The sequence below is a fragment of the Embleya sp. L77 genome, from assembly GCF_055557415.1.
Window position 1 is genome coordinate 3,281,511 of the sequence record NZ_CM145709.1, and the last position, 26,675, is coordinate 3,308,185.

At 69.3% G+C, this 26,675-nt stretch carries 23 protein-coding genes; 10 read left to right on the forward strand and 13 right to left on the reverse strand.

Annotated elements, in window-relative coordinates; all coding sequences use genetic code 11:
• The first annotated feature begins 11 nt into the window (after nucleotides 1-11).
• Complete coding sequence (locus tag ACZOOI_RS13975; protein WP_465280960.1) at nucleotides 12-422, forward strand: hypothetical protein; 411 nt, start codon at nucleotides 12-14, stop codon at nucleotides 420-422.
• A 28-nt stretch (nucleotides 423-450) separates the two neighbouring features.
• On the opposite strand, the gene ACZOOI_RS13980 is transcribed toward ACZOOI_RS13975, so the two are convergent.
• Complete coding sequence (locus ACZOOI_RS13980) at nucleotides 451-4,311, reverse strand: replicative DNA helicase (protein WP_465280961.1); 3,861 nt, start codon at nucleotides 4,309-4,311, stop codon at nucleotides 451-453.
• A gap of 578 nt (nucleotides 4,312-4,889) precedes the next feature.
• Between ACZOOI_RS13980 and ACZOOI_RS13985 the strand changes: the two genes are divergently transcribed.
• Nucleotides 4,890-6,173, forward strand: coding sequence for an MATE family efflux transporter (locus tag ACZOOI_RS13985; RefSeq protein ID WP_465281186.1), 1,284 nt, complete (start codon nucleotides 4,890-4,892; stop codon nucleotides 6,171-6,173).
• A 101-nt stretch (nucleotides 6,174-6,274) separates the two neighbouring features.
• Here ACZOOI_RS13985 and ACZOOI_RS13990 read toward each other — a convergent pair whose 3' ends face one another.
• From ACZOOI_RS13990 to rpsF, 9 genes are all read right to left on the reverse strand, one after another.
• Complete coding sequence (locus ACZOOI_RS13990; protein ID WP_465281187.1) at nucleotides 6,275-6,538, reverse strand: heavy-metal-associated domain-containing protein; 264 nt, start codon at nucleotides 6,536-6,538, stop codon at nucleotides 6,275-6,277.
• A 72-nt stretch (nucleotides 6,539-6,610) separates the two neighbouring features.
• On the reverse strand, nucleotides 6,611-7,576 hold the full coding sequence (locus ACZOOI_RS13995) for a nitroreductase family protein (protein WP_465280962.1): 966 nt from the start codon (nucleotides 7,574-7,576) through the stop codon (nucleotides 6,611-6,613).
• Nucleotides 7,573-8,694 (reverse strand): hypothetical protein, encoded by a 1,122-nt coding sequence (locus ACZOOI_RS14000; RefSeq protein WP_465280963.1) that lies wholly within the window; start codon nucleotides 8,692-8,694, stop codon nucleotides 7,573-7,575. Before ACZOOI_RS14000 ends, ACZOOI_RS13995 begins: the two co-directional genes overlap by 4 nt.
• A complete protein-coding gene (locus ACZOOI_RS14005; RefSeq protein ID WP_465280964.1) occupies nucleotides 8,691-9,146 on the reverse strand; it encodes a DUF4188 domain-containing protein in 456 nt (151 codons plus the stop codon). The genes ACZOOI_RS14000 and ACZOOI_RS14005 overlap by 4 nt, the downstream gene beginning before the upstream one ends.
• Complete coding sequence (locus tag ACZOOI_RS14010) at nucleotides 9,143-10,687, reverse strand: phenylacetate--CoA ligase family protein (RefSeq protein ID WP_465280965.1); 1,545 nt, start codon at nucleotides 10,685-10,687, stop codon at nucleotides 9,143-9,145. Before ACZOOI_RS14010 ends, ACZOOI_RS14005 begins: the two co-directional genes overlap by 4 nt.
• Before the next feature lie 157 nt (nucleotides 10,688-10,844).
• Nucleotides 10,845-11,291, reverse strand: a complete 447-nt coding sequence (rplI, locus tag ACZOOI_RS14015; protein WP_020557175.1) for a 50S ribosomal protein L9 — start codon at nucleotides 11,289-11,291, stop codon at nucleotides 10,845-10,847.
• 17 nt (nucleotides 11,292-11,308) lie between these two features.
• A complete protein-coding gene (gene rpsR, locus ACZOOI_RS14020) occupies nucleotides 11,309-11,545 on the reverse strand; it encodes a 30S ribosomal protein S18 (protein WP_020557174.1) in 237 nt (78 codons plus the stop codon).
• 66 nt (nucleotides 11,546-11,611) lie between these two features.
• On the reverse strand, nucleotides 11,612-12,220 hold the full coding sequence (locus ACZOOI_RS14025; protein WP_020557173.1) for a single-stranded DNA-binding protein: 609 nt from the start codon (nucleotides 12,218-12,220) through the stop codon (nucleotides 11,612-11,614).
• A 76-nt stretch (nucleotides 12,221-12,296) separates the two neighbouring features.
• Nucleotides 12,297-12,587: a 30S ribosomal protein S6 gene (gene rpsF, locus ACZOOI_RS14030; protein ID WP_020557172.1), complete on the reverse strand. Its 291-nt coding sequence runs from the start codon at nucleotides 12,585-12,587 to the stop codon at nucleotides 12,297-12,299.
• A 243-nt stretch (nucleotides 12,588-12,830) separates the two neighbouring features.
• On the opposite strand from rpsF, the gene ACZOOI_RS14035 reads away from it, so the two are divergent.
• From ACZOOI_RS14035 to ACZOOI_RS14045, 3 genes are all read left to right on the forward strand, one after another.
• The gene (locus ACZOOI_RS14035) at nucleotides 12,831-13,157 is read left to right on the forward strand and encodes a hypothetical protein (protein WP_465280966.1); all 327 of its coding nucleotides are present in this window, start codon (nucleotides 12,831-12,833) and stop codon (nucleotides 13,155-13,157) included.
• A gap of 256 nt (nucleotides 13,158-13,413) precedes the next feature.
• A complete protein-coding gene (locus tag ACZOOI_RS14040; protein ID WP_026219593.1) occupies nucleotides 13,414-14,532 on the forward strand; it encodes a lipid II:glycine glycyltransferase FemX in 1,119 nt (372 codons plus the stop codon).
• Between the two features lie 131 nt (nucleotides 14,533-14,663).
• A complete protein-coding gene (locus ACZOOI_RS14045) occupies nucleotides 14,664-15,695 on the forward strand; it encodes an alanine racemase (RefSeq protein ID WP_465280967.1) in 1,032 nt (343 codons plus the stop codon).
• Between the two features lie 138 nt (nucleotides 15,696-15,833).
• Here ACZOOI_RS14045 and ACZOOI_RS14050 read toward each other — a convergent pair whose 3' ends face one another.
• Both ACZOOI_RS14050 and ACZOOI_RS14055 read right to left on the reverse strand, forming a co-directional pair.
• A complete protein-coding gene (locus ACZOOI_RS14050; protein ID WP_465281188.1) occupies nucleotides 15,834-17,273 on the reverse strand; it encodes a glycosyltransferase family 87 protein in 1,440 nt (479 codons plus the stop codon).
• A 114-nt stretch (nucleotides 17,274-17,387) separates the two neighbouring features.
• On the reverse strand, nucleotides 17,388-19,772 hold the full coding sequence (locus ACZOOI_RS14055; RefSeq protein ID WP_465280968.1) for a transglycosylase domain-containing protein: 2,385 nt from the start codon (nucleotides 19,770-19,772) through the stop codon (nucleotides 17,388-17,390).
• 532 nt (nucleotides 19,773-20,304) lie between these two features.
• Here ACZOOI_RS14055 and ACZOOI_RS14060 point away from each other — a divergent pair.
• From ACZOOI_RS14060 to ACZOOI_RS14080, 5 genes are all read left to right on the forward strand, one after another.
• Nucleotides 20,305-20,964 (forward strand): PadR family transcriptional regulator, encoded by a 660-nt coding sequence (locus ACZOOI_RS14060; protein WP_391587245.1) that lies wholly within the window; start codon nucleotides 20,305-20,307, stop codon nucleotides 20,962-20,964.
• A 48-nt stretch (nucleotides 20,965-21,012) separates the two neighbouring features.
• Entirely contained in the window at nucleotides 21,013-22,092 is a 1,080-nt protein-coding gene (locus ACZOOI_RS14065; RefSeq protein WP_020557165.1) for an inositol-3-phosphate synthase, read from the forward strand.
• A gap of 147 nt (nucleotides 22,093-22,239) precedes the next feature.
• Nucleotides 22,240-23,559: an MFS transporter gene (locus ACZOOI_RS14070; RefSeq protein ID WP_465280969.1), complete on the forward strand. Its 1,320-nt coding sequence runs from the start codon at nucleotides 22,240-22,242 to the stop codon at nucleotides 23,557-23,559.
• Nucleotides 23,560-23,801: 242 nt separating this feature from the next.
• Nucleotides 23,802-24,200 (forward strand): LppU/SCO3897 family protein, encoded by a 399-nt coding sequence (locus tag ACZOOI_RS14075; protein WP_465280970.1) that lies wholly within the window; start codon nucleotides 23,802-23,804, stop codon nucleotides 24,198-24,200.
• Nucleotides 24,201-24,345: 145 nt separating this feature from the next.
• Nucleotides 24,346-25,008 (forward strand): LppU/SCO3897 family protein, encoded by a 663-nt coding sequence (locus ACZOOI_RS14080; RefSeq protein ID WP_465280971.1) that lies wholly within the window; start codon nucleotides 24,346-24,348, stop codon nucleotides 25,006-25,008.
• A gap of 60 nt (nucleotides 25,009-25,068) precedes the next feature.
• On the opposite strand, the gene ACZOOI_RS14085 is transcribed toward ACZOOI_RS14080, so the two are convergent.
• Entirely contained in the window at nucleotides 25,069-26,556 is a 1,488-nt protein-coding gene (locus ACZOOI_RS14085; protein ID WP_391587249.1) for a CCA tRNA nucleotidyltransferase, read from the reverse strand.
• Nucleotides 26,557-26,675 lie beyond the last annotated feature (119 nt).

Here is a 26,675-nt window from a genome sequence, read left to right on the forward strand (position 1 = left end):
GGCGGGGCCGGGTGCTGTTCGCGAAGACGACGGTGGTGGTCGCGGTGACCGCACCGCTGGCCGCACTGCTCGCACTGACGGGTGTGGGCATCGGCGGGTTGGCACTCGGTTCGTACGGGGTCACCGGCTCCGCCGCGGTGGCCGGTGACATCGCCGCGATCACCGCCTACCTGGTGCTCACCGCGATCCTGACGGTCGGCCTGGGTGCGCTCCTGCGCAGCCCGGTGGCCACGCTGAGCGTGGTGCTGACGGTGATGCTCGCGCTGCCGATGCTGATCGCCGCCTCGGCCGCCGACTTCCTTCCCGGTCGGGCCGGGATGGACCTGCTCGACGGCGACGCCGCCGGCGGCCCGATCCTCGCCGGGTGGGCCCTGGCCGCCCAACTCGCAGGCTGGGCAGCCCTGCGCCGGCGCGACATCTGACCGAGTGGCCGGCCGGGCCCGCCGCAGCTCAGCTCTGCGCCATGTCCACGAAGCGCGAGTAGTGCCCCTGAAACGCAACGGTGATCGTCGCCGTCGGCCCGTTGCGGTGCTTGGCCACGATCAGATCCGCCTCCCCGGCCCGCGGCGACTCCTTCTCGTAGGCATCCTCACGATGCAACAAAATGACCATGTCGGCATCCTGCTCGATGGAGTTGTGGATGTTGATCCCGTTGGCGATGAAGTTGTGTGTACCGAGCACGGTGGCGTCATAGACCTTCTGCTCGCCGAGACTCTCGATCTCGGTGACCCGATCCCAGAACACGTCGCTGGTGGCGAGGAGTTCCAGGTCCGCGTGCTCCAGCACGCTCGCGACGGTGGCGAGCCTCGTCCTGCTCGGTGCCGCCTTGTACAGAGCCGTGCCGCAGTACTTGGTACCCAGGGCCGCCTGGAAGGCCCGTGTGGTCATCCGCCGACCCTGCATGGCCGTCTTGACGGCTTCCCAGACCTCCCGAGGGACGGTGTCCAGGTTCGTGTTCGCCATCACCCCGTCAAGCCGGTTCAGGGCCTTTGTCACGCACTCCCCGCGCGCGCCATGCACCCCGACGTCGTTCAGGAACCGACGCTGGTCCTCGACCCCGGAAATATCCACCGTCCAGCCCGGGCGTCCCTTGGTGTTGCCCACCCTGCGCAGCCTCGCGCGAAGGTTCACCCGCAGGAGCAAAAGCTGCAGGTCACGGGCGAGTCGCTCGCTCGTGCTCGCGTAGTAGACGCGAACCGCACCCGCCGCCGACACCGTGACCGAGCCGTCGGTCGCCCACAGGTGCCGCAGGAACAGTCGTACCTGATCGTCGGGCAACCCGAAAATCTCCGAGGGCAGGAACTTCTCGTGCGATCGCTTGCCGTACAGAGCGAATCGGTCGAGCCACGCCGCAATCGGGTTCCGCCGCCCTCGGGCAAGGCGCCGAGGGGCCGGGAGGTAGACGTGCCACCACGACTGCTGCTGTTCACGGCGCGGGGTGATCCCGAAGTGAGCTGCCGCCTCCTCCACCGCACCGAGGTTGGCCTCATCATTGCTCGTGTAGTGAATGGGCTGCCCCGGAGCGACACAACCGTCGCCGAGAAGGTGCGCCAACATGACCACTTCGGCCTCGGGCCAGGCAACCGGACGTGCAGGAGCATCGATCCGTCGAGGCACGGCGACACGTGCGCCCACGGTCAATTCCCCGAGCGGCTTCCACCCGTCGTAGGTCTGGAAGGGGTGATTCGCGGTGGCCTCGATCTCCCGTCCGGATGCCAGTCGCAGGCGGAAGACCTCCTTGACCCCGCTGGGAAAGACGTGGGTCATGGTGCGCGGAACGAGCCGCAAGTGCTCGTCCAGGGACCAAACGGGAATGTCCCGCTCGCCCGTCGCCAGCAGTTCGCCCATGGAGACCTCGGCACCGGTATCGGCCCGCAACACCCGGGTCGCCGCCGTGACACAACCGGACTCGCGAAGATCGGAAACCATCGGTTTCTTGTCCGTGCGCTGCTCCGGGCCACGGTTCAGCTGGGACATCGCGACGACCGGGACCTCGAGTTCCTTGGCCAGGAGCTTGAGGTTTCGCGACATCTCGGAGACCTCCTGCTGGCGGTTCTCCGCCCGGCGCGAACCGCCCGACTGCATCAGCTGGAGGTAGTCGATGATCACCAGCCGCAGATCGTGCTTCTGCTTGAGCCGGCGACACTTGGCCCGGATCTCCATCATCGACAGGTTCGGCGAGTCGTCGATGTACATCGGCGCCGCGGTGACCTCGCCCATCTTGCGGGAGAGCCGCGTCCAGTCGTCGTCGGTCATGCTCCCCGACCGCATGTGATGCAACGCGACCCGAGCCTCCGCCGACAACAGCCGCATCATGATCTCGTTGCGGCCCATCTCCAGCGAAAAGATCACACTGGCAAGCCCATTCTTGATCGAACACGCACGCGCGATGTCCAGGCCGAGGGTCGAATTGTGAGTGGGGATCCACGAGCGGCCGGCCAGGTAGAGATGGTCCTCGTTGTCCACCTCCACACACCGCACCGGCACCGAGTCGATACGCCGCACCGCGCTGACGTAGCGCAGCCGGGTGGTCGGGTGGGCCAGGGTGCTCTGCCGGGCGATCTTGCGCGACAACCGGAAGACCTTGTCCGCCGGCGTGAAGTTCACCTGGTAGCAGGTCGACGATTCGGCGCTGCGTCCCTCGACCGGCTTCGTGCGCATCGTCGCGCGGTAGCCCAGGCTCAGCACGAGTTCGAGGGCACCCTCGGCAAGCTTGCGATTGGTCACCGCGAACTGCACGGTGCCGCTCGGACTCACGTATCCGTCGGTGTCGAGCAGCCCGGCGAGCAGATCGCGCCGCTGCCGTTCGGACGCACGCAGGTACTCCTCGGGAATGTGCTTGTCATTCAGCACACCGAGGGTACGCAGGATCGCGGGAACCGTGCCGTGCCGGTCGCGACACGCCTGGCACTGCACCAACCCGCTCGACGGTCCGCCGCAGTCGGCGCACGCGGGCTCGCCGACCGGTGCCGAAACCGCCTTCGCTTTGCCACCGCAGGACTTGCCGCACGAACGCACCTGCGAGGTGCCCGGCACGAACGGCTTCCCGCAGACGACACACGCGCGTTCCCCGACGGCCGCCGGTTCCGGAAGGCGAAGGTTGTACAGCATGGGACTCGAGCTCGGGACGGCGCGAATGCCCTCGCGTTCGATGTTGTCGATCATCTCGGGATCGGCGGTGGTGAACCGGCTCCCCGCGCTGTGTCCGTCGCCCAACCAGGCCCCCAGCACGTAGGGGGGCAAAAGCAGGTCGCGCTCGGGGAGTTGCGCGGGCGCGGCCACGCGGACGGCGTGGTTCAACCGCCGGTCGGCGGTCGCACAGAGCACGGTGGCCGCGATCTCCTCGGTGGTGCGTACCGTCCCGACGACCGGGCTCCCGTCGCGGTCGTCGCGCGCCGCACGGCGCTCGGCGCGGGTCTGGGTCACCCACTGGTGGCTGCCGTCCGCGACGATCACCGCGCCGTCCGAGAACTCGACCTCATAGCAGGGTCGATCGGTCAGCACCTCGGTCGCCGCCACCACGCGCGTGGGTGCCCCGTCCGCACCGACGAGCAGGTCGCCGACGCGCACCTCGGCCATCGTGGTCCAGCCGGTCGGCGTCGGCAGGGGCGTGTCCAGCGCCAACGCCTTGCCCATGGCCGGGCGGGCTGCGATGACGATCATCTGGCCGGAGTGGAGGCCGTTGGTGAGGGAGTCGAGGTCGGTGAAGCCGGTGGGGATGCCGGACATCTGGCCGCCGCGGGAGCTGATCGCCTCGATCTCGTCGAGGGCGCCCTCCATGATGTCGGCCAGCGGCGCGTAGTCCTCGGTGGTGCGCTGCTCGGTGACCTTGTAGACCTCGGCCTGGGCGTTGTTGACGATGTCGTCGACCTCGCCGTCGGCCGCGTAGCCCATCTGCACGATGCGGGTGCCCGCCTCGACCAGGCGGCGCAGCACCGCCTGTTCGCGCACGATCCGCGCGTAGTACTCGGCGTTGGCGGCGGTGGGCACCGACGAGATCAGGGTGTGCAGGTACGGGGCGCCGCCCACCCGGCCGATCTCGGTGCGCTTGGTCAGCTCGGCGGCGACGGTGACCGCGTCGGCCGGTTCGCCGCGCGCGTACAGGTCCAGGATCGCGTTGTAGACGAGTTCGTGGGCGGGCCGATAGAAGTCGATCGGCTTGAGGTTCTCCACGACGTCGGCGATGGCGTCCTTGGACAACATCATGCCGCCGAGCACCGATTGCTCGGCCGCGATGTCCTGGGGCGGGGTCCGCTCGAATCCTTCGCGGGCCGGCTCGGGCCTGGTCTCTTCGAACTCGGAGACGCTCATGCCCGGGGTCTCCTTTCACAAAGGCTCGCGCGAGGTCGCACCGCAGTACACCGTGTCCTTCATACGCCACACGGCCGACAGATCCGCCGCGCGACGCGGCGTGCGGCCCTTCACCGTACGGGTGGACCCGGGGACGGCCAAGACCGTCATACACAGGGCCTGTGGATAACTGTGGACAACCTGTGGAGAGAGGTGGGTCCAGCTGTGCACAAGCTGTGTGCAGTCAGCCGTCAACGCTTCGCAATCATGTCCACAAACCGCCCTGACCTGCGATTTCTCTATCCACCGGCTGTGTATGTGAAAAACTGTTGGGCGAATCATGCGGCTATCGCCCCACGTGTGCACCCGCGTACGCCCCGCGCTCGCCGGTAATGACCAGGAGCGCATTGTGACCCTTACCTGTGGATGACTACGGTGGACGAGTGCCGTCCACGGTCCCGTCCCCGCCCCCAGAGCCGCCCGTCCCGGAGCCGGCCGCCAAGCCCGCCGAGCCCACCACCAAGCCCGCCGCCAAGCCCAACCCCCGGCCCGCCTCACCGCCCACCGCCCGGACGCAGCGCCGCGCCCACGACCGCGACATCCTGCGCCTGGCGATACCGGCCTTCTTCGCCCTCGTCGCCGAGCCGCTGTTCGTGCTCGTCGACTCGGCGATCATCGGCCGGCTCGGCACACCCCAGCTGGCCGGTCTGGGCGTCGCGGGCACGATGCTGACCACCCTGGTCAACCTGTGCGTGTTCCTCGCCTACGCGACCACCGCCGCGGTCGCCCGACTCATGGGCGCGGGCGATCCGCGCGCCGCGATCCGCCAGGGCCTGGACGGCGTCTGGCTGGCCGCGCTGCTGGGCATCGGGCTGCTCGTGGTCGGCCTCGTCGGCGCCCCGTGGATCGTCGCGGCGTTCGGCGCCTCGGACAGCGCGACGCCGCATGCGGTGACCTACCTGCGGATCGGCTCGCTGGGCATCCCCGCGATGCTGATCGTGCTCGCCGCCACCGGCGTGCTGCGCGGCCTCCAGGACACCCGGACCCCACTCGTGGTCGCGGTCCTCGGCTTCGGCGCCAACCTGCTGCTCAACGTCGGGTTCGTGTACGGCCTGCACTGGGGCATCGCCGGTTCCGCGTGGGGCACGGTGCTCGCCCAGACCGCGATGGCCCTGGTCTACCTGGTCACCGTCGTCCGCGGCGCCCGCCGACACGGCGCCTCGCTGCGCCCGGACACGGCCGGCATCCGGGCCTCCGCCTCGGCCGGCGCGCCGCTGTTCGTCCGTACGGTCAGCCTGCGGGCCATCCTGATCGTGGCCACCGTGGCGGCCACCCACATGGGCGACACCTCGATCGCCACCCACCAGGTCGCCTGGCAGGTGTGGACGTTCCTGGCCTTCGCGATGGACGCCCTGGCCATCGCGGCGCAGGCGATCGTGGGCCGGGCCCTGGGCGCGGGGGACGCGAGCGGCGCCCGCGCCGCGACCCGCCGGATGCTGGTGTGGGGGATGTGGACGGGCGTGCTGTTCGCGATCGTGGTGATCGCCGCCCGCCCGCTGTACATCCCGCTGTTCACCACCGACCCGGCGGTGCGGGACCTGCTGGCCGGCACCCTGCTCGCGGTGGCCGCGCTCCAGCCACTGGCCGGCGCGGTGTTCGTGTTGGACGGGGTGCTGATCGGGGCGGGCGACGGCCGCTACCTCGCGCTGACCATGCCCGTCGTGCTGGCCGCGTTCTGCGCGGCGCTGGGCACCGTCTTGGCCCTGGGCGGCGGCCTGATCGCGGTGTGGTGGTGGGCGATCGGCACCTTCATGGTCACCCGGGCGCTCCTGCTCGGCAGGCGAGCGTACGGGGACGCCTGGCTGGTGACCGGCAGGCGCTGAAGCACCGGGGCGCGGCCGGCGGAAGGCCGCATCTCACCGGACCACGACCTCCCGCACCCTCGGCTGCGTCCCGTCGGCCGGGCCGACGGGACGACAACGCCTCACGCCCCGACGACCTGGTAACCCGCCTCGACGACGGCCGCACGCACCGCGTCCGCGTCCACGGGCTTCTCGGACGTCACGGTCACCAGACCCGAGGCCAGCTCGACCTTGACGTCGGTCACGCCGGAGACCTCGGAGACCTCCTCGGTGACGGACGAGACGCAGTGGCCGCAGGTCATCCCGCTGACGGTGAAGGTGGCGGTGCTCATGACGGTGATCCTTTCGTCGACACGAGGACCATGATCGGCCCCACGACGACGAATTTATACCCCCCTAGGGTATCGAGGCAAGTCGATCCGCCCACCCGTTCGAGGGACCCGGCACCGAACCCCTGCTCAGTCCGTCCACCGCGCGGAACGCACCGGCTCGGCCACCGGCCGCCCGACCCGGAACACCGCGAGCGCCGTGGCGCCCACCATGGCCTCCACCTCCGCCGCCGTCCGCGCACAGTCGATCACCTGGCTGAGCGGATGCGTCGCGTAACCGTGCCGGGCCAGCGTCAACCAACAGCGCAGCAACCCCCGCCCCGACTCCAGCAGGTCCACCGCACCCACCGGCCCGCTCGGCGCGGTCAGCACCAGCACACTCCCGTCGTACCGCAACACTCCCCGCGACGCCGCCGCCAACCCCCGCGCCAACCCGACCCGCCGCAACACCCGATAGGCGCCCGGGCGCAGCACCGTGTGCAGCGCCCGCGCCTCAAACCGGGACAGCGCCAACGCCGGCCCGGTCAGCCCGTCCCGGGCGTCCGGGCGACCGGCCGGCGCCGGCCGCAACCGCAACCACCGGCGCAGCTCGGCGACCAGTGCCGGGTCCGCGAACAGCCGGCGATCCGCCTCGTCCAGCAACGGCGCCAATGCCCGGGTGCCACCCCGCCACAGACCCGCCGACCCGGCAAGCGCCTCCCTGGCCGCGGCGAACAGCGAGTCCGGCAGCGTCCCCGGCACGTACGCCCCGCGCGCACTGCGCCGCCCCGCCAACTCCGCCGCGGTGAACGGCGTCGGATAACACTCCTCCGCCCGCACGAACCGGGCCACCGCACCCCGCTCCGGCGCTTGGCCCCACTCCACCCGCAGCGGCACCTCCAGCGCCGCGGACGCGATCAGGAACGCCTCCGTGAACGCGCCGAGCGCCAGGAACAGGTCCCGCCGCGTCGGATCCCCGACCGGCAGCTCGCGCTCGGCGTCCCAGGACAGCGCGTAGCCCAGCGCGCCGCTCGGCGTCACCGTCCAGGGCTGCGTGTTGTGCGCGCTGGGCGCCCGCCCGGCCGACCGCAACAGCTCCGCGAGTTGGGTACTCATCCGGTGAACCCCACTGTTCCCACGGTTCGCTGGTAGAACGTGTGCCCGTGCAGCTCGTGGCCGCCGATCCGGCGATACTGCGCGGCCGACGCCTTGTTGTCGTCCTCGACCCACGTGCTGCGCAACGTGTCGTAGCCGCCCGCCCGCAGCGCCCGATACTGCTCGCGCGCCAGCAGCGTCAGATAGCCGCGCCCCTGGGCGGCCGGCACCGTGCCCTTGATGATCAGCACCGCCTCCCGGCGATAGCGCCCGCGGGTGGCCAACAGCCTCAGCTGGTTCGCGAGATGCAGATCGCCGCCGATCCGGATCAGGAACTCCGAGATGTCCGGCACCGCGAGGGTGAACGCGATCGGCTCGCCCGCCCGCTCCAGCCACAGCAGCAGCGACTCGTCCAGCAGATGGGCCAACCCGTCCGTCTGCGCCCGCAGTTCGTCCAACTCGATCGGCGTGTAGTAGCCCAGCTGCCCGAAACTCGCGTTCAACATCGTGTGCAGGATCGGCAGTTGCTCGGCCAACCGACGACGCGACCCGCGCCGGATCACCAACTTCTCGGCGGCGATCCGCGCGTCGTCGAACACATACGTCGTGTCCGGATCGTCGGTGCGCCCTTGCAGGTCCGGACAGATCCAGGTGGACGCGGCGAACCGCCGGGAGAATCCGGCCCGTTCGTACGTTTGCGAATACCGCGCCGGATTCCACGCCGAGTCCACGAAGCCGCGCTCGGTGAACCCGGAGGTGATCACCCCACCGGTCTGGTTCGGCAGCAGCGCGACCGGCCCGAACAGGGTGTCGCGGCCGGCCCGCGCGGCCTGCCGCTCCATCAGCTCCACCAGGGTCGCGAACACCGCCGGGTCGTCGGCGAATTCGGTGAGCCCGAACAACTGGTGTCGGCCGCGCAGCTTGGCGTCGAAGCGCCCGTCGGTGTGCAGACACGTCCGGCCCACCGCCCGACCGGCCCGGTCGCGCACCACGTACAACTCGATCCCGGCCCGTTGCCACTGCTGCACCTGCCCGTGCAGTACCGGCACGTAGCGGTCTTTCGGGTGCAGCCGCAACGGGAGTGCGCAGAAGTCGCGCAGCGCGCGACGGGAGGCGACCCGCTCCACGGTGAGCGTCACGACTTCGCCTTCCGGTGCACCGGCGCGCCGCTCGGCTCGGATCCGATCGGGGTGAACTCCTCGATGTGCGCCATCTCGTTGCCCTCGGCCCGCCACGTGCCGTTGCTGTAGCCGGCCGGCTGCGCGTCGAAGAGCCGGATGAAGCCCGCCGTGCCGTTGCGGTCGCCGTGATCGGTCATCCAGCACATCAGGTCGCGGTGCGCCTTGGAGCGGGCGAACCGCAACAGCGCGTCCCGGTCAGCGAACACCGCGACCGTGCCGAGCGTGAACCGCCCCTGCCGGTACACCTTGTGCCAGCGGTAGCCGTCCATCCGCTTCATGGTGCGCACCATCCGCAACCACGGCCGGGCCAGCGAGAGCAGCGAGCGCAGTCCGCTGTAGTGCGTGGCCCCGATGAACAACGCCTCGCCCTGTGCCTGCGGCGGCGCCGCCGAGAAGTCGGTGGTCCTCATCCCTGCTCCCCCTCCACGAGGTAGACGTTCTTGATCCGGCTGGTGCCGCGCAGGAACGGCCCGGTCCCGAAGTCGTGCACGAGCACCCGCACATCGGCCGACGTCGGATCCTCCGCGAGCGATTGGGCGAAGTCCCGGCTGACCCGGGCCAGGTGCCGCACCACACCCTCGCGGCACACCCGGGCGAGCTTGTCCCGGTCCACGTCGTCCGACGAAGTCCCGTCGCGCAGTTGGAGATTGACCACGGGCCGGCTCTCCAGGTCGGCGTACTCGTCGACGGTCAGGCAGAACCCCTCCAGGTGTGCCGCCATCGGATTGTCCTGATAGAGCCCGTACTCGACGTCCTGCGGATAGATGTTGGCGCCCATGTACGAGATGGTGCTGTCCTTGCGTCCGAACAGCAGCAGCAGCGGCAGCCGCATGCCCTCGACCCGGGCCGCGCGCTCCCAGTCGACCCATGCCCGGGCGTCCGGCCGGATCATCTCCTCGACCTGCGCGAAGGTCAGCAACCGGCCCTCGTCGCCGATGTTGTAGCGCACCTTGGGGCTCATCACCGCGGTCGAGTTGATCGTGCAGATCACCTCGTCCTCGGCGTTGGTCTCCAGGTACGTCTCCAGCGGGTTGTACTGGAACACCATCGGCACCCGGCCCTCGTCCGGCCCCAGCAGTTGCGCCCGCAGCCGCTCGTCGGTCAGCAGCCGCTTGCGCAGCCACACCGTCGCGTCGCTCTCGCCGGCCATCCCGATGGTCAGGTCCGAGGCCCCGTAGCCGGAGCGCACCTTGACGAAGCGCTCCTCCAGGTAGTCGCGCAGCGCCTCGGTCATGCCCTCACCGCCGACGAAGCCGTACATCGCGTGCCGACGCCAGTCGAAGCCGTCGGCGTCCAGCCGGTCGCGCAGGTGCTTGAGGAATGGCGGGTACGCCGTGACCAGGTAGGTGAAGCGCGGCCCGAAGTGGCGCAGCGTGTCCACGATCTTGTCGATGTCCGGACCGGTGTTCTTGACCATCGCCACCCGGGCCATCGCGATCCCGGTGTTGGTCCCGGTGGCCCACGCGCCCATCGAGTACGCGTTGATCACGAACAACTTGCGCCGGGGGAAGACCAGCGAGGTGTAGCCGGCCACGTTGCGGTGCACCGACTTGAGTTCGCGCCGCGACCGCAGCCAGTTGTGCGGCGTCCCGGAGGATCCGGACGACTCGTCCACCACCGTCCCGGCCACCTCCAGGGTGCCCAGCCAGCAGCGGGTGTCCTCGGGGTACGCCTTGACGTAGTTCTCCTTGGACGTCTCCGGGTACGAGGTGAGGTCGAACCAGCGGAAGCGCCACCGGTGCCGGCGCAGGAAGTCGCGGTAGGCGGGGACGTCGAGCGCGGCGAACTGGCAGGTCATCCACGCGTGTCGGCGGGCGAACCGCTGCATCCACGGCCGATAGTTGCGCGCGGTCCAGCGCCACACGACGGGATGGACGCGGTAGAGCTGATACAGACCGGTCAGCGCGAAGCTGACCACACGCAGCAACCACTGTCGGATGAACCTGGCCATGACCGTCCGCCCCTTTGCCCCGCCGGCCCGCCCGGCGTGTGTCTCCAGCCTGCGGCGACAGGGGTGTTCGGGACATGAGTACCGCTACTCAGTCGGCTACTCGAAACGCCGAACGGCCCGACCCCCGGAAGGGGTCGGGCCGTTCGGGTGCTTCAGGTCAGGCAGGCACGACGTCGAGGTCGAGCGCGGCCGAAACCTCCTGGTGGAGGCGGACCGTGATGCGGTGCGACCCGACGGTCTTGATCGGCGTGCCGATCTCGACGCGACGCTTGTCGATGTCCGGACCGCCGGCGGCCTTGATGGCCGACACGACGTCCGCGACGGTGACCGAGCCGAAGAGTCGGCCCGTCTCGCCGGCGCGCGTCTGGAGCGTCACCTTGAGACCCGCGAGCTGACCCTTGACCTCGGCGGCCTGGTCGAGCGTACGGATCTCGCGGACCTTGCGGGCGCGACGGATGGCCGCCACGTCCTTCTCGCCGCCACGGCTCCAGCGAATCGCGTAGCCGCGCGGGATGAGGTAGTTGCGGCCGTAGCCGTCCTTGACCTCGATGATGTCGCCGGGCTCACCGAGACCGGTCACCTCGTGGGTGAGGATGAGCTTCATGACAAGATCACCCTTTCTCAGCGAGCAGTGCTGGTGTACGGCAGCAGCGCCATCTCGCGGCTGTTCTTGACAGCCACGGCGACGTCACGCTGGTGCTGCGTGCAGTTACCGGTCACGCGACGAGCGCGGATCTTCCCGCGGTCGGAGATGAACTTCCGCAGCAGGTTGGTGTCCTTGTAGTCCACATAGGAGATCTTCTCCTTGCAGAACACGCAGACCTTCTTCTTAGGCTTGCGCGCAGGCGCCTTCGCCATTGTGCTCTCCAGATCGTTTCAGAAGTCTTCAGCTCGGGGTGCGAACCGATCCCTCGGCCGTGCGGCCTAGAAGGGGGGTTCGTCCGAGTAGCCGCCCGGCGGGGGACCCCAGCCCCCCGCGCCGCCGCCGCCCTGCTGCTGGCCGCCCCCTGCGGGAGTGGCCCACGGGTCGTCGGCGGGTGCGCCACCGCCCTGCTGGGGACGGCCGCCGTAGCCACCGCCGCCCTGCTGTCCGCCGCCCTGCTGACCGCCGTAACCGCCGCCGCCCTGCTGCTGACCGCCGCCGTACCCACCCTGACCGCCGCCTCCGCGGCTGGTCTTGGTGATCTTGGCGGTGGCCCACTTCAGGGTCGGGCCGATCTCGTCGACCTCAAGCTCCACGACGGTGCGCTTCTCGCCCTCTTTGGTCTCGTAGGACCGCTGCTTCAGCCGGCCCTGGACGATGACGCCCGTGCCGCGCTGGAGGGATTCCGCGACGTTCTCCGCCAGCTGCTTCCAGGCCGAACAACGAAGGAACAGCGCTTCGCCGTCCTTCCACTCGTTCGTCTGACGGTCGAACGTGCGCGGCGTGGACGCCACGGTGAAGTTCGCGACAGCGGCACCGCTGGGCGTGAAGCGCAGTTCCGGGTCGGCAGTCAGGTTTCCGACAACAGTGATGATGGTCTCGCCTGCCATGCTGACCCCTTCGCTGATTTCAGCGCAGTGCTGCGTTTCGACGTGCGGTGCGGTTGGTGGTGCGCGCGAGCTCGGACTAGCGCTGGTCGGGGCGCAGGACCTTGGTCCGCAGCACCGACTCGTTGAGGTTCATCTGACGGTCGAGTTCCTTGACGGTCGCGGGCTCCGCGGCCAGGTCCACGACGGCGTAGATGCCCTCGGACTTCTTCTTGATCTCGTACGAGAGCCGGCGACGGCCCCACGTGTCGATCTTCTCGACCTTGCCACCGTCGTTGCGGATGACATTGAGGAACTGCTCGAGCAGCGGCGTGACCGCGCGCTCTTCGAGGTCCGCGTCGAGGATGACCATGAGTTCGTAGCTACGCATGTGAACACCCACCTCCTGTGGACTGATCGGCCACGGAATCTCCGTGGCAGGAGGGCTTGCGTAATGCCGCCACGCCAAGGCGGCCCCGATTCGTGAACACACGGGGGTGCCGAGAGTGCAGCGGACGGTACAGCGTACCCGGCCCCGGTCACAGTCTTGAAATCCGAGCATGACGCCGGCCACCGCGGGGGATGTTTATACGGACAAAACGTCCGCCCCGCAGTCACTCACCGGAGGTGCGTGATGGCACATACGATCCGCCGTACGGGAACCGCGGCCACCGCGGGAGCGCATCGACCCCGGCTGACCCTCAACTCCGACGGCCGTGCCCATCCGCGGGAGAACGCGCTGGTGGCCACGGTGGTGCTGTTCGCGCTGGTGGGGGGCATCTGCGCGATCTTCGAGAACATGCACATCCTGGGCGCGTGGACCGCGCTCGCGGGTGTGGTGACCGGCCTGGTCAGCCAGATGTTCTCCGCGACCACGGGTGAACGGGTGGTCACGATAGTCGCGCTCGGCGTGTCCGCCGTGGCCCTGTTCATGAACATGTTCCACGGCGGACTGTACTGACGGCTCCACCCGCCCCACCTGCCTTACCTGCTCCACCCGCGCACGCGCCCGACCGACTCGGCCCGCCGGACAGGAAACCGGCGGGCCGAGTCGAGTGCGCGTCCGGGTCGGGCGCGAGCCCGCGGGAGCACCCGTTTCGACAGGTAAGGTCCGCCTCGTCCTCGTACGGTCCGACTCGGGTCGCCGGGCACGATCCATAGCGCCCAAAGGCGCAGTAACCTCTGTCACGGCCGAACCGATTTCGAGGAGCTCTTACATGTCTTTGCGCCTGAGGACGCTCACCGCCGAGGAGCACCTCGCCTTCATCAAGGGCAGGCCCTCCGTGAGCTTTCTTCAGTGCCCTTCGTGGGGCGCGGTGAAGAGTGAGTGGCGATCCGAGAGCATCGGTTGGATCGACGAGTCGGGCGCCGTCGTGGGCGCGGCACTCGTGCTGTACCGGCAACTGCCGAAGATAAAGCGCTATCTCGCGTACATGCCGGAGGGCCCGGTCATCGACTGGTTCGACGGCGACCTGCGCAAGTGGCTCGACCCGATGCTCGCGCACCTCAAGAGCCGCGGCTCGTTCTCGGTCAAGATGGGCCCGCCGGTGGTGATCGCCCGCTGGGAGGCGGACACGATCAAGAAGGCGATCGCGGCCAAGTCGGCGAACCGGCTGCGCGATCTGACCCCGGACTGGACCGACGACCGGGGCGCCGAGTTGGAGCGGCAACTGCGCGGCCTGGGTTGGCAGCAGGACGCGTCGGGCGGGGCCGGTTTCGGCGACGTGCAGCCGCGCTACGTGTTCCAGGTGCCGCTGGTCCGACGCAGCCTGGACGACGTGCACGCGGGCTTCAACCAGCTGTGGCGACGCAACATCAAGAAAGCCACCAAGGCCGGCGTGGACGTGGTCCAGGGCGGCTACGACGACCTGCCCGTCTTCCACGAGGTCTACAAGGTCACCGCGGTACGCGACCACTTCACCCCGCGGCCGTTGGCCTACTTCCAGGGCATGTGGAAGGCGCTCAACGCCGAGGACCCCGAGCGCATGCGGCTGTATCTGGCCAAGCACGAGGGCGAGGTGCTCGCCTCCACCACGATGGTCACCGTCGGCGACCACGTCTGGTACTCGTACGGCGCATCGGCCAACCACAAGCGCGAGGTCCGGCCCTCGAACGCGATCCAGTGGCGGATGTTGCGGGACGCGTACGCGCTCGGCGCCTCGGCCTACGACCTGCGCGGCATCAGCGACACGCTGGACGAGAACGACCACCTCTTCGGGCTCATCCAGTTCAAGCTCGGCACCGGTGGTCAGGCCGTCGAGTATCTCGGCGAGTGGGACTTCCCGCTCAACAAGATGCTGCACAAGGCACTGGACATGTACATGTCACGTCGCTGACGCAACACCGGCGGCACCTGTGTCGTCGGCTTGATACGTGCTCGTCGCGACGCAACCGGCGTCGTGTGTTCCCCGCCTCCGCCCTGCGTTCCCAAGGGCAAGTCCCGCACACGGAAGGCCCCGAAACGCCCATGTCGCTCACGCTCTACGTCGATGCCGCCCGCTGGCGCAAGCACCAGGACGAGGTACGCGACACGTTCCCCGGTCTCGTACCGGTGATGAAGGGCAACGGGTACGGGTTCACCAATCCCAGGCTGGCCGAGGAGGCCGCCCGGATGTGCGTGGACACCGTGGCCGTGGGGACCACGTACGAGGCCGCGGTGGTCAAGGACCACTTCGACGGCAAGGTCCTGGTGCTCACGCCGTACCTGCGCGGCGAGGAGGCGGTCCCGCTGCCGGATCGCACCATCCGCACGGTCTCCTCGGTGCAGGCCGCCCGGGACCTGGTGGGCTGCCGGGTGGTGGTCGCGTGCATGACCACGATGAAGCGCGACGGGGTCACCGAGGAGGAGTTGGTCAAGCTCCGCACCGGGATGGACGACGTGCGCCTGGAGGGCTTCTCGCTGCACCTGCCGCTGGACCACCCGGACGGCTACGACCCGGTGGCCGAGGTGGTGGGCTGGGTCGAGCGACTGCGCGCGGCCCGGCTGCCGGTGCGCACGATGTACGTCAGCCACCTCACCGCGCCCGAGCTCGCGGCGCTGCGCGAACGGCACCCGGACACCGAGTTCCGGCCGCGGATCGGCACCGACCTGTGGCTGGGCGACCACGACGCGCTGGCCAGTCGGGGCACCGTGCTGGACGTGGTGCGGATCGCGCGCGGCGAGCGGTTCGGCTACCGCCAGCGCAAGGCGCCCAGTGACGGACACCTGGTGGTGGTCAGCGGCGGCACCGCCCAGGGGGTGGGCCTGGAGGCCCCCAAGACCGTGCGCGGGGTGATGCCGCGAGCCAAGGGCGTCGCCCGGGCCGGCCTGGCCACCGTCAACCGCTCGTTGTCCCCGTTCACCTGGGCGGGCAAGCAGCGCTGGTTCGCCGAGCCGCCGCACATGCAGGTCAGCCTGCTGTTCCTGGCCAACGACGTGGCCCCGCCCAAGCCCGGCGACGAGCTGGAGGCCGCGCTGCGGCACACCACGACGCACTTCGACCGGATCGCCCTGCGCTGACCCGAACAACGCGGCGCCGGCCCGAACAACGCAGCGCCGAACGACGCAGTGCCGAACGGCGAAGGCCGATCGGACAAAGAAGAAAGCGGCCCCGGTCGCGGCGGTTCGCCCGCCGCGACCGGGGCCGCTTCGACATGTTCAGCCCTGCATGCGGGCCAGGACCGAGGTCGGCACGAAGACGTCCGGCGCCCGGTCGAGCACCCCGCCCGAGGGGTCGTCGCCGCCGTCCGCGCGCACCGGGTCCCGGTCCGGGCGCAGGATGTCGCGCACCACCACCAGGCACAGGTACGCGGTGCCGAGCAGGTGCAGCAGGATCACCACGTGGTACGCGTTCTGCGACAGGCCCTTGCCGGAGAACGAGGCGATGTACATCCACACACCGATGAAGTACGTCACCTCGCACGCCTGCCAGATCAGGAAGTCCCGCCAGCGCGGCCGGGCGAGCACCGCCAGCGGGATCAGCCACAGCACGTACTGCGGCGAATAGACCTTGTTGGTCAGGATGAAGGCGGCCACGATCAGGAACACCAGTTGGGCGAACCGCGGTCGGCGCGGTGCGTACATCGCCAGCGCGGCGATCGCCAGACAGCACAGCACCAGGCTGAGCGTGACGTAGGTGTTCAGGTGTTCCAGTGGTCGACCGTCGCGCTGCTGGATGATCAACCACAGCGAGCCGTAGTCGGCGGGGCGGTCCTGGCTGAACGTGTAGAAGAGTTTCCAGCCCTCGCGGATGTGCAGCCCGCCGTCGAAGTCCGCCATCACCGGCAGGTTCACCACCAGCCAGGACACCGTCGCCGCCGCCGCGGTCCTGGCGAAGGCCGACATCCGGCCCGAGCGCAGACACAACAGGAACAGCGGGGCCAGCAACAGCACCGGATACAGCTTGGCCGCGGTCGCCAGGCCGATCAGCACGCCGGCGACCACCACGTTGCGCCGCGCCCACGACCACATCGCCACCGCCGTCAGCGCGACCGCGACCAGGTCCCAGTTGATCAGCCCGTTCAAAGCCAACGCGGGCGCACACGCCACCATCGCGGCGTCCCAGGGGCGACGTCCGGAGGTGCCCTTGACCGCGATCACGGTCACCACGGCGCAGGCCATCATGATCAACGCGTTGATCATCACGAACCACAGCTGCTCGTCCCGGAGATCGCCCCCGGTGATGTCCCCGGCCGCCCGTGCCACGGTCCCGGCGAAGGCCATCACCCCACCGGTGATGACCGGGTACTCCAGGAACCTCATGTCCTTGTCGCCGGTCTCCTGGAAGTACGGGATCTTCCCGTCCGCGAGACCACGATTGACGTACAGATGCGGCATGTCGCTGTAGCAGGCGTGCGAGTACTGCGTGGTGCCGGAGAACCAGCCGCCGTCGTAGCAGGGCTTCTTCTGCATGATCCCCAGCGCGAAGCAGACCACCGCGAGCAGCACGAGCACCCGGACGGGGGTCCACCACCGGTTCGGCACGAACCGGATCCGGCGGCCGGCCGGTCCGCCGACGAGTTCGCTGCCCGCCCGGACCACGGGGTCGTCCCGCGTGGGCAGGACGGGTTCGGTCGATGTCGGCGTCATGGCGCCCATCCTCTCGCGCTCCCCGAGGAAGCTGCCCTCGCCGGCCGGATACGACAACGCGTGCCCCACCGCCGAAGCGATGGGGCACGCGTAAGGCTAGTGCGGGTGCCGCACTTCCATCGGTCAGCCGCCCCGGCCACCGATGATGAAGCCGTTGGCTCCGCCACCGCCTCGGGGGCCGCCCTGTGAGCCTCCGGGCGGATCCGTGCTCGATGGCTTGGTACTGGTGGCCGGCGGCTTGGTGGTGTGGCCGCCACCCCCGGGGTCACCCGTGCCGCCGCCCTGCGGGCCGCCGGGTGCGGTGGTGGTCGGCACTGCCGGCGAGGTCGGCGGCACGCTGGAGGGCGGCGGCGTCGTCGGTGTGCGCGTCGTCGGCGGCGCGGTGGTCGGCGGGATCGTCACCTTGTCCCTGTCCTCGTACTTCTCGCCGGGCGTCGCGAAGTCGGCCGAGGGCATGCCCTGCACCGCGCTCTTCATGTACGCGGTCCACACCAGCGTGGGGATGTCACCACCGTGCACGGAGTCACGACCGCCGAGTCCCTTGAGGGACAGGCGGGCGTGCGTGTTCGGGTCCTCCCGGAACAGCGCCACCGACGTGGCCAGGTTGGGCGTATAGCCGACGAACCACGCGGAGTTGTTGCCGTCCGTGGTACCGGTCTTACCGGCCACCTGCCGGGACAGCGCCTTCGCCGCCCGTCCGGTGCCGTCGTTGAGCGGCGGGTTGTCCACGACCCGCTGCATGACCTGGTTGACGGTGTCCGCGACGTTCTTGTCGAAGAGCTGCTTCGGCTCGCGCTTGGGCAGGTCGACCTTCGAGCCATCGTGGGTGACCTCCCTGACGAAGTACGGATCCGCGTGCAGGCCGCGGGCGGCGAACGTGGCGTACGCCTCTGCCATGTCCAGCGCGCTCGGCGGCGCGACACCGAGCGCCATCGTCGGGGTCGGCTCGAACGAGGTCAGGTTCGGCGGCAGACCGGCGTCGATCGCGGCCTTCTTGACCTTCTCCGGACCGACATCGGCGGCGAGTTGGAGGAAGACGGTGTTCACCGACTTCTCCATCGCTCTGGTGATCGGGACCGGACCGTAGTCGACGTCACCCTCGTTCGGCGCCAGGTACTCCTTGCCGGACTTGTCGTCCTTGAAGACCTGACCGTTCTGCAGCTTGATCGGAATCTTGCTGTCACCGTTGTACATGCTGTCCGGGCCGATCGGTTTCCCGTCCGCCCCGCCGTCACGCAGAGCCGCCGCGAGTACGAACAGCTTGAACGTCGAACCGGCCTGGATGTCCTGTCTGACCGCGTCGTTGTACTCCTGCTGCACGAAGTCCGGGCCGCCGTACAGTGCGACCACCGCCCCGTCGCCGGGCACCACCGAGGCCAGACCGGTGCGGATGTAGCGATCCGCCTCGTTCTTCTCCGGCTTGAGTTCGGAGGTCAACTGGTCCTTGACCGCCGCGACCGCCGCGTCCTGCTTGGGCTTCTCGAACGTGGTGACGATGCGATAGCCGCCCCGCGCCAGGTTGGCCTCCGGGATCACGTTGTTGGCCTTGAGGTACTGGTCGGTCACCTTCATCAGGTATCCGGCCTGACCGGCCTTGTTCGTGGCCGGCTTGGGCTTGATCGGCATCGGGAACTGGAGCGTGTCCCGTTCCGCCTTGGTCAGCCAGCCCTCCTTGACCATGCCGTCCAGCGCGTAGGCCCAGCGCCCCTTGACCTTGTCGATCTGGCCGGGGAACTCGATCACGTCGTAGATGCCCGGCGCGTTGAGCAGGGTCGCCAGATACGCGCCCTCGGCCACGTTCAGCTCGCCGACGTTCTTGCCGTAGTAGGCCTGGGCGGCGGCCTGGATGCCGTACGCGTTGCGGCCGTAGAAGGCGGTGTTGAGGTAGCCGACGAGGATGTCGTCCTTGCGCATCTGCCGGTCGACCTTGAGCGCGATGAAGATCTCGCTGAACTTGCGCTTGAAGGTCCGTTCCTGGGTCAGGTAGGTGTTCTTGACGTACTGCTGGGTGATGGTCGAACCACCCTGCGTGTCGCCGCCCTTGACCATGGTGACCCCGGCCCGCAGCAAGCCCTTCGGCGAGACGCCCGAGTCGCTGTAGAACGACCGGTTCTCGGCCGCGATCACGGCCCGCTGTACATGCTTGGGGATCTGGTCGACCGTCACGTTCTGCCGGTTGACCTGCCCGGTCCGACCGATCTCGGTCTTCCCGTCGGCGTAGTAGTAGATGTTCGACTGGTAGGTCGTGTTCGCGTTCGGGTCCGGCACCTTGACCATCGCGTACGCCAGGGCCGCCAGGCCCATGATCGACGCGAGGAAGAACAGGATCATCGCCAGGATCTGCTTGAAGGACGGCAACCAGCGGCGTACGCCGGTCTTGCCGTACCTCGGGTAGTCGATGAACCGCTTCTTCCGGGGCGGGCCGGCCTCCGCTCGCGATCGGCCGCCGGACGCGGCGCCGTTGGCGGCGCGCCGACCACCCGAACGGGCGGCCTGTCGGGCCTCCACGCGCGAGAGCGGGCGCTCCTCGTCGCCTCCCCCGGGTCCGGCGGGCAGCGACGAGCCGCCGGGTGGCGTCCCGCCCCCGGCAGCACCCGCGCCCCCCGAATACGAGTCACCGCGCCCCTCGGGGCGCGGTTGCTGTGATCTACGGCGATGTTCACTCATGCGTTCGCTACTCCTCGGCCGTACGACGCGGAGGTCGGACGCACGGGTCGTGGCTCTCCGCTCCCCAGGACGCACACGCGCGGGGGGCGGTTCCGCAGGAAGCGGGGCTTGAGGTTCCACACGGCGGAACAGACTACGCGGAACCGCTTTCGCGACCTCACTGTGACCTGCCTGTGACCCGAGTCACCGGCGACCGCCTTGCCACCACACGGCAAGGAGACCTATCGTCTCGATGTATCGGTTCGATACATCGGGCCGGTACATCGAGCCGGGGGCGACAGGAGCCCCGGCCGGACGAAGGTCGGCTGCGACCGTATCCCACGGTCGCGGAGGATCCACGTCCGGTCCGGTCCGCAGTGGATGGAGGAAGGCGATGAGCAGGCGCGGTGGCGTCCTCGAATTCGCGATCCTCGGCCTGCTGCACGACTCCCCCATGCACGGTTACGAACTGCGCAAGCGGCTCAACACCGTGCTCGGCTCGTTCCGTGCCATCGCCTACGGCACCCTCTACCCGTGCCTGAAGTCCCTGCTGGAACGGGGCTGGCTCGCGGAGGAGGTTCCGGAGGTGACGGCACTCGCCGGCAGCAAGCGGTCCCGGATCGTCTACCAGCTGACGGCACAGGGCAAGGAGCACTTCCAAGAACTGCTGTCCGAGTCCGGGCCCTCGGCCTGGGAGGACGAGAACTTCGGCGTGCACTTCGCCTTCTTCGGTCGAACCGACCACGAGGTGCGCATGCGTATCCTCGAGGGTCGGCGCAGCCGGCTCGAGGAACGCCTCGACCGGGTGCGCGGGTCGCTGACCCGGACGCGGGAGAAGCTCGACGGATACACCCTCGAGTTGCAGCGACACGGCTTGGAGTCGGTCGAGCGCGAAGTGCGCTGGCTGAACGAGCTCATCACCGCCGAGCGGCACGCCGGAGCCACTCCGGACGCCGCCGGACCCGAGGCACCGGTCGACGCGTCGAAGGACGCCGACCGACTTCGGACCCCCACCCAGGACGTGGCCTCGGACCCGTCCGCATCCAACAACTGAGGTCGCCGGTTCATGGCGGCTTCGTCGAGATCACAGGGAGCAACCGGAATGGGTTCGGTTCGCGTAGCCATCGTCGGCGTGGGCAACTGCGCCGCTTCGCTGGTGCAGGGCGTCGAGTACTACAAGGACGCCGACCCGAACAGCCGCGTCCCCGGCCTGATGCACGTGCAGTTCGGCGAGTATCACGTGCGTGACGTCGAGTTCGTGGCCGCTTTCGATGTGGACGCCAAGAAGGTCGGCTTCGACCTCACGGACGCCATCGGTGCCAGCGAGAACAACACGATCAAGATCTGCGACGTGCCGCCGTCGGGTGTCACCGTGCAGCGTGGTCACACCCTGGACGGTCTCGGCAAGTACTACCGCGAGACCATCGAGGAGTCGCCCGAGGCCCCCGTCGACGTGGTCAAGGTCCTCAAGGACCAGGCCGTCGACGTCCTCGTCTGCTACCTCCCGGTGGGCTCCGAGGACGCGGCCAAGTTCTACGCCCAGTGCGCCATCGACGCCAAGGTCGCGTTCGTCAACGCTCTCCCGGTCTTCATCGCCGGGACCAAGGAGTGGGCGGACAAGTTCACCGAGGCGGGCGTGCCGATCGTCGGCGACGACATCAAGTCGCAGGTGGGCGCCACGATCACGCACCGCGTGATGGCGAAGCTCTTCGAGGACCGCGGTGTCCTGCTGGAGCGCACCATGCAGCTCAACGTCGGCGGCAACATGGACTTCAAGAACATGTTGGAGCGCGAGCGCCTGGAGTCGAAGAAGATCTCCAAGACGCAGTCCGTCACCTCGCAGGTCGACCGTGACCTCGGCGCGGACAACGTGCACATCGGCCCGTCGGACTACGTCGCGTGGCTCGACGACCGCAAGTGGGCGTACGTGCGCCTCGAGGGTCGCGCCTTCGGTGACGTCCCGCTGAACCTGGAGTACAAGCTCGAGGTCTGGGACTCGCCGAACTCGGCCGGTGTCATCATCGACGCCGTGCGCGCCGCGAAGATCGCCAAGGACCGCGGCATCGGTGGCCCGATCCTGTCGGCGTCCTCGTACTTCATGAAGTCCCCGCCGGTGCAGTACTTCGACGACGAGGCCCGCAACGCCGTCGAGTCCTTCATCAAGGGCGACATCGAGCGCTGACCCGCTCCGCCCGACGCGCACCCTCGTGGTGCACGCACCCGGGCAATCGAAGGCCCGGCTCCCGTCCAGGAGCCGGGCCTTCGGCGTACCCGCCGGAGCCGGGTGCCGTTTCCGGCCGCGGACCGGCCGCCGGCTACGGTGGGCGCCGTGGCCCTCATCCGTGATCTGCGCTCGCTGCTGAAGCTGCGCGACTTCCGTCGGCTCTTCGCCACCCGGCTGACCTCACAGCTGTCCGACGGGGCCTTCCAGGTCGCCATCGCGGGCCAGGCGTTCTTCTCGCCGGAGAAGCAGACCTCGGCGGCGGACATCGCGACCGCATTCGCGGTCCTGCTGCTGCCCTATTCGCTGGTCGGACCGTTCACCGGGGTGCTGCTCGACCGGTGGCGGCGCCGGCAGGTGCTGGTGCTGTGCAACCTGCTGCGGGCGGTGCTGGTCGCGACGACCGCGGGCCTGGTGCTGCTCGGGGTGCCGGACCCGGTCTTCTACGCGGCGGCGCTCGCGGTGCTCTCGGTGAACCGGTTCGTGCTCGCCGGGCTGTCCGCGTCGCTGCCGCGGGTGGTGCCGGCCGAGCAGTTGGTGACCGCGAACTCGGTGTCGCCCACGGCCGGGACGGTCGCGGCGGCGATCGGCGGCGGGGCGGCGGTGCTCGTGCACACGTTCCTGGCCGAGGGCTCCGGGGCGACCGCGCTGGTGATCGTGGTGTCCGGGCTGCTGTACCTGGGCTCGGCGGCGGTCGCGGCCACGATGCCGGCCGATCTGCTCGGGCCCGACCCGGACCGGGTGTTGCCCGGGGTGGGCCAGGCGCTGCGTTCGGTGGCGCGCGGGCTGCGCGAGGGCGCGACGCACGTGTGGCGGCGTCGGGCGCCCGCGCACGCGTTGGCGGCGATCACCGCGATGCGGTTCTGCTACGGCGTGCTCACCGTGATGACCGTGTTGCTCTGCCGCAACACGTTCAACGATCCGAGCGACCCCGACGGCGGACTGGCCACCTTCGGAATCACGGTCACCGTCTCCGCGCTCGGCTTCTTCGTCGCGGCCGTGGCCACGCCCGCGATCACCACCCGGATCGGCGTCGCGGCCTGGATCGGCACGTGCGCGCTCGCGGGGGCGGTGTGTCAGACCGCGCTCGGCCTGCCGTTCGCGTTCGCGCCGATGGTGGTGGGCGCGTTCCTGCTCGGGCTGACCTCGCAGGGCGCCAAGATCGGCGTGGACACGATCGTGCAGACCACGGTCGACGACGCGTACCGGGGCCGGGTGTTCTCCGTGTACGACGTGCTGTTCAACGTCGCCTTCGTGGGCGCGGCCGCGGTCGCGGCGCTCGGGCTGCCCGACGACGGCCGCTCGCCGGCGGTGCTGCTCGGGGTGGCCGCGGTGTACGCGTCGACCGGTGTCCTGTACACACTGGCAGCGCGCCGGCACCCTCCGGTGATCATCACGGCCCCTCCGATGGACAGTCGCCGGCCCTGATATCCCTTTTGATACCTCTCGGGGCTTATTTTCCTCGGCTACATGTCCAGGAAATTACCTGCGGGTAGTGCAATGGCGAGAGCGAAGTTCTAATCTGCACATCCAGCGATTTTCGGCACCTCTGGAGATACTCCATGTCCAATAACGCCGGTTCGGGTGAAAACGATCCTCTGCCGTACATACCGGCATGGACCGAGAACACCCCGCCGCACGGGCACGCGCTCCCGCCGCAGGAAGCGTCGATGTCGCACGCGCCCGTGATTCGCCGGGCGCCGGGCGACGGACGCGCGGCACGCCGGGCGGCCGCCCCGCCGAGCCGGCGGACCGGACCCGGGCGCGGGGCATGGATCGCGGTGCTGGCCGTGCTGCTGGTCGGCGGCACCGCCGCCGGGGGCTGGTGGTACGTGCACAAGGAGGACGGTGGACCGCGGATCCACGAGGGGGACTGCCTGCGGAACAAGGCGACCGTCGACCAGGACCCGGTGAAGTGCGAGGACGCGGCGGCGCGATTCATCGTGGTCGAGCGGGTTCAGGGGACCACGTTCTCGGGGGTCTGCGATTCGGTGCCGGGCGATCCCATCGCGTTGGCCTCGGACCCCACCGTGGAGAGCTTCGTCCTGTGTCTCGCCGCACGGAAATAATCCGCGGCACAGCCGAATAACGCCTCTATGCCCGTTATTCCGCTCACATTCGACCGGTACAAGGGGAATCCCCGCAGCGGGTGTCCGGCCGGACCCCTAGTGTTCCGGACTGTCTCACCAGTCCCCTGCAACGGAGATCGTCCCCATGTCCAATCCCTTCCCGCCCGGCCCGAACGGCCCCCAGCAGCCGAACCAGGGCTGGAACCAACAGCCGGGCCAGCCCCAGCAGCCCCAGCAGGGTTGGGGTCAGCAGCCTGGTCAGCCGCAGCAGCCGCAGGGCGGCTTCCCGCCGCCCGGGGGCTTCCCGCAGGGTGGTCAGCCGGGCTTCTACGGCGGCCCGCCGCCGCCTCCGCCGCGCAGCAGCAAAATCAAGAAGATCCTCATCCCGCTCGTCGTTCTCGTGGTGGTGGGGATCGTCGCCTTCGTGGTCAAGGGCGCGCTCAAGAAGGACGACGCGTCGAGCGCCAAGGCCGGCGACTGCCTCGCCCGCATCGAGGGTGGCATCGGCAAGAAGAAGATGCCGAAGATCGCCAAGTGCGACTCGCCGGACGCCAAGTGGAAGGTCGTCAAGAAGGTCGACGGCAGCTCCGACAAGAGCAAGTGTGAAGGTCTCCCCGACAACCTGGGTGTCTTCGCAACCTTCTACTGGTCCGGTTCCAAGGACGGCGTGGTCTGCCTGGCCTTCACCTCGAAGACCACGCTCGCCGACGTCAAGGCGTTCGACCCGATCAGCACGATGGGCCGTACCGACGAAGACTTCGAGGAGACCAAGAAGGCACTCGAGGCAAAGGGCGCCAAGTTCGAGTAGCGTCCCGCTTCCCGCTCATTCCGAAGCCCGCCGGTCGTCCCCCCGGCGGGCTTCGCGCGTTCACGCCTCGGCGTTCGCCGCCCACCACTCCCGCAGCGCCGCAACCGCCGCTTCGTGGTCCATCGGGCCGTGTTCGAGCCGCATCTCCAGCATGTGCCGGTAGGCCCTGCCCACCAGCGGGCCCGGCGGCACCTCCAGCAGCTTCATGATCTCGTTGCCGTCCAGGTCCGGCCGGATCGAGTCCAGCTCCTCCTGCTCGGCGAGCTGCGCGATCCGCTCCTCCAGCGAGTCGTAGGCGCGCGCGAGCGTGGCCGCCTTGCGCTTGTTGCGCGTCGTGCAGTCCGACCGGGTCAGCTTGTGCAGCCGATCCAGCAGCGGCCCCGCGTCCCGCACGTATCGGCGCACCGCCGAGTCGGTCCACTCGCCCGTGCCGTAGCCGTGGAAGCGCAGGTGCAGCTCGACCAGGCGCGTGATGTCGTCCGTGACGTCCTTCGGGTACTTCAGCGCCTTCAGCCGCTTGCGCGTCATGTGCGCACCGACCATCTCGTGGTGGTGGAACGAGACCCGCCCGTCCGGCTCGAAGCGCCGCGTGCGCGGCTTCCCGATGTCGTGCAGCAGCGCGGCCAACCGCAGGATCAGGTCCGGCTCGCCCGGCGACTCCAGCGCCATCGCCTGTTCGAGCACGGTGAGCGTGTGCTCGTAGACGTCCTTGTGCCGGTGGTGCTCGTCCACCTCCAGGCGCAGCGTCGGCAGCTCGGGCAACACCCGCGCGGCCAGTCCGGTGGAGACCAGCAGTTCCAGGCCCTTGCGCGGGTGGTCGGAGCAGATCAGCTTGTTGAGCTCGTCCCGGACCCGCTCGGCGGAGACGATCTCGATCCGCTCGGCCATGTCCGTCATCGCCGCGACCACCTCGGGCGCGACCTCGAAGTCGAGCTGCGCGGCGAAGCGCGCGGCGCGCATCATCCGCAGCGGGTCGTCGCCGAAGGAGTCCTCGGGCCTGCCCGGTGTGCGCAGCACCCGCGCGGCCAGGTCCTCCAGCCCGCCGTGCGGGTCGACGAAGGTGATCCCGGGCAGCGCGACCGCCATCGCGTTGACCGTGAAGTCCCGACGGACCAGGTCGTCGTCGATCGAGTCGCCGTAGGAGACCTCGGGCTTGCGCGAGGTGCGGTCGTACGCCTCGGAGCGGTAGGTGGTGATCTCGATCTGGTAGTCCGGCGAGCCCGCGAGCTTCTTGCGGCATCCCACCGTGCCGAACGCGATCCCCACGTCCCACACCGCGTCCGCCCACGGGCGCACGATCGCCAGCACCTGTTCGGGGCGCGCGTCGGTGGTGAAGTCGAGGTCGTTGCCGAGCCGACCGAGCAGGGCGTCCCGCACCGAGCCGCCGACCAGCGCGAGCGTGTGCCCGGCCGCCTCGAAGCGGCGGGCGAGGTCGTCGGCGACGGGGGCGACGCGCAACAGTTCGGTGACGGCGCGGCGCTGTACGGCGCTCAGTTCGCCGATGGCCGGCGGGTCGTCCGGGTGGGGTGTGTTCTTGGCGTTCGGCACGGGAGACAAGGTTACGGGTCGAGGCCGCGGGTCTCGCGCGCATTACGTCGGGGCCGCATCCGCGAACGGGCCGTGCGATGGGGTGATCATGGCGTGATGGCGTGGCGCATGTCGCACTA

Excerpts from the sequence above, each read along its gene's own strand:
- ACZOOI_RS13995 (WP_465280962.1), bottom strand. The coding sequence starts at position 7,576 with ATGAGTACCCAACTCGCGGAGCTGTTGCGGTCGGCCGGGCGGGCGCCC.
- rplI (WP_020557175.1), bottom strand. The coding sequence starts at position 11,291 with ATGAAGCTCATCCTCACCCACGAGGTGACCGGTCTCGGTGAGCCCGGC.
- ACZOOI_RS13980 (WP_465280961.1), bottom strand. The coding sequence starts at position 4,311 with ATGAGCGTCTCCGAGTTCGAAGAGACCAGGCCCGAGCCGGCCCGCGAA.
- ACZOOI_RS14045 (WP_465280967.1), top strand. The coding sequence starts at position 14,664 with ATGTCGCTCACGCTCTACGTCGATGCCGCCCGCTGGCGCAAGCACCAG.
- ACZOOI_RS14075 (WP_465280970.1), top strand. The coding sequence starts at position 23,802 with ATGTCGCACGCGCCCGTGATTCGCCGGGCGCCGGGCGACGGACGCGCG.
- rpsR (WP_020557174.1), bottom strand. The coding sequence starts at position 11,545 with ATGGCGAAGGCGCCTGCGCGCAAGCCTAAGAAGAAGGTCTGCGTGTTC.
- ACZOOI_RS14050 (WP_465281188.1), bottom strand. The coding sequence starts at position 17,273 with ATGGGCGCCATGACGCCGACATCGACCGAACCCGTCCTGCCCACGCGG.
- ACZOOI_RS14035 (WP_465280966.1), top strand. The coding sequence starts at position 12,831 with ATGGCACATACGATCCGCCGTACGGGAACCGCGGCCACCGCGGGAGCG.
- ACZOOI_RS14005 (WP_465280964.1), bottom strand. The coding sequence starts at position 9,146 with ATGAGGACCACCGACTTCTCGGCGGCGCCGCCGCAGGCACAGGGCGAG.
- ACZOOI_RS14060 (WP_391587245.1), top strand. The coding sequence starts at position 20,305 with ATGAGCAGGCGCGGTGGCGTCCTCGAATTCGCGATCCTCGGCCTGCTG.
- ACZOOI_RS14065 (WP_020557165.1), top strand. The coding sequence starts at position 21,013 with ATGGGTTCGGTTCGCGTAGCCATCGTCGGCGTGGGCAACTGCGCCGCT.
- ACZOOI_RS14025 (WP_020557173.1), bottom strand. The coding sequence starts at position 12,220 with ATGGCAGGCGAGACCATCATCACTGTTGTCGGAAACCTGACTGCCGAC.
- ACZOOI_RS14010 (WP_465280965.1), bottom strand. The coding sequence starts at position 10,687 with ATGGCCAGGTTCATCCGACAGTGGTTGCTGCGTGTGGTCAGCTTCGCG.
- ACZOOI_RS14080 (WP_465280971.1), top strand. The coding sequence starts at position 24,346 with ATGTCCAATCCCTTCCCGCCCGGCCCGAACGGCCCCCAGCAGCCGAAC.
- rpsF (WP_020557172.1), bottom strand. The coding sequence starts at position 12,587 with ATGCGTAGCTACGAACTCATGGTCATCCTCGACGCGGACCTCGAAGAG.
- ACZOOI_RS14040 (WP_026219593.1), top strand. The coding sequence starts at position 13,414 with ATGTCTTTGCGCCTGAGGACGCTCACCGCCGAGGAGCACCTCGCCTTC.